Annotated in this window: 1 protein-coding gene; it reads right to left on the bottom strand. The window is 66.9% G+C overall.

Annotated features, from left to right (window positions below):
- Window positions 1–197 precede the first annotated feature (197 nt).
- Window positions 198–1,430 (bottom strand): IS4 family transposase, encoded by a 1,233-nt coding sequence (locus AC51EU_RS30470; RefSeq protein ID WP_496270323.1) that lies wholly within the window; start codon window positions 1,428–1,430, stop codon window positions 198–200.
- Between the last annotated feature and the right edge of the window lie 42 nt (window positions 1,431–1,472).

The following is a 1,472-nucleotide window of genomic DNA, read 5'->3' as shown; positions in this document are numbered from 1 at the left end:
CAATACCGGTAACTTAGGGTGTTTTGGTTCGCTTGACCCGTTTGGGTTTGGTGGCATCAACAATGGTGATGGCCGGGTCGCGTGGTCGGTCTGTAGTGCGGTGGGCGGCGCGTTTGAGGGGCCAGCTGGCGACTTTACGTTTGATGACGCGGGGGTTAGATCGGCGGCGTCGCGGTGGCAGGAGGCGTTCGAGGAGTTCAGCGTGGGTGGTTTTGATGGCGCGGGTGAGTCTGCCGGGGGGAAAATGCCGCCTGGTCGGTGACCTGGCGGCGCACGACGCGCAGTGAGCGGGTGAAGGAGATCCGGTCGGGGTCCTGGTCAGCTTGTTGTGCGGCCTGGTGCATCAGGTGCCGGATGGCGTGGTGGACGAGCAGGAAGCCGTAGAGTTCCTGCTCGGCTCCCTCGGGGTGCTGTGAACGCAGGACCAGGTGTGACCCGCCAAGGTGGGTCTTGATTTCGTCGAGGGTGGACTCGAACTCCCATCGCTGGGCGTAGAGGGCGGCGAGTTCCGCAGCCGGGGCCTTGTCCGGGTCGAGGATCGTGGTGATGAGCCGGTAGACGCCCTCGTGGCCGGCGATGGTGTACTCCACCGCGCGTACTGGCACCCCGCGACGGGTGTGGTGGATGTCGCTCCGGTCGAAGATCTCCGTGAGGTAGGAGCCGTCCGGCAGCTGCTCGACCACGGGCAGCACCAGGTCTTTACGGACTCGCCACAGCAGGTCCGCCCCAGTGGCCGCAGCTGTACGCCACAGGTCCACGCAGTAGAAGCCACGGTCGGCCAGCAGCATCATCCCCGGCCGCAGGGACCCCAGGACCGCCCGGGCCAGAGTCTGCTCTCCGGTGCGCAGAGCTCCGATCGCGGCATCGAAGACGGCGTGGGTGCCGCACTCCACCAGACCGACCATGCGCAACTGCGGGCATCCGACGTCCTGTTCACCCCGCCCGGAGCGCGGCGGGCGGCCGAATGCCTCCACGTTCGCCTTCGTGTCAGGCAGGTCGAACGTGGTCCCGTCGATCGCGGCCAGCCGCCAGCCGCGGTAGAAAGCACCCTGAGTGTCCGGTGTGGCGACCGGACGGCACACCCGCGCGAACAACTGCCGCAGCGGCGCCACACCCAGCCGGGACCTGGCCTTCCAGATCGCCGCCGTACTCGGCACCGCCCACGACGCACGCCAGCGCCGCGCACCCTGCAAACCCGCGGTCAGCAGCCGGGCGATCTCCTCATAGCTCTGCCCTGAGAACAGGCACATCGCCAGCACGAAGTAGACCACCAACCGGGCCGGCAACAGCCGGGTCCGCTGCTGCACCCGGCCCGTCTCCGCCAACACCTCGTCCACAAGCGACCGAGGAAACGCCTGCGTCAGCACCCCGACCGCGACCCGGTCCGACAGACGCTCACCAGATGACTTCAACTGACCCGCTCTTGGCATACCAACAACAACGACCGGATTCACCCTAAGTTACCGGTATTG

The organism is Candidatus Streptomyces philanthi, from assembly GCF_059553635.1.
This window is presented reverse-complemented; position numbering and strand designations above follow the sequence as displayed.

Excerpts from the sequence above, each read along its gene's own strand:
- AC51EU_RS30470 (WP_496270323.1), bottom strand. The coding sequence starts at position 1,430 with ATGCCAAGAGCGGGTCAGTTGAAGTCATCTGGTGAGCGTCTGTCGGAC.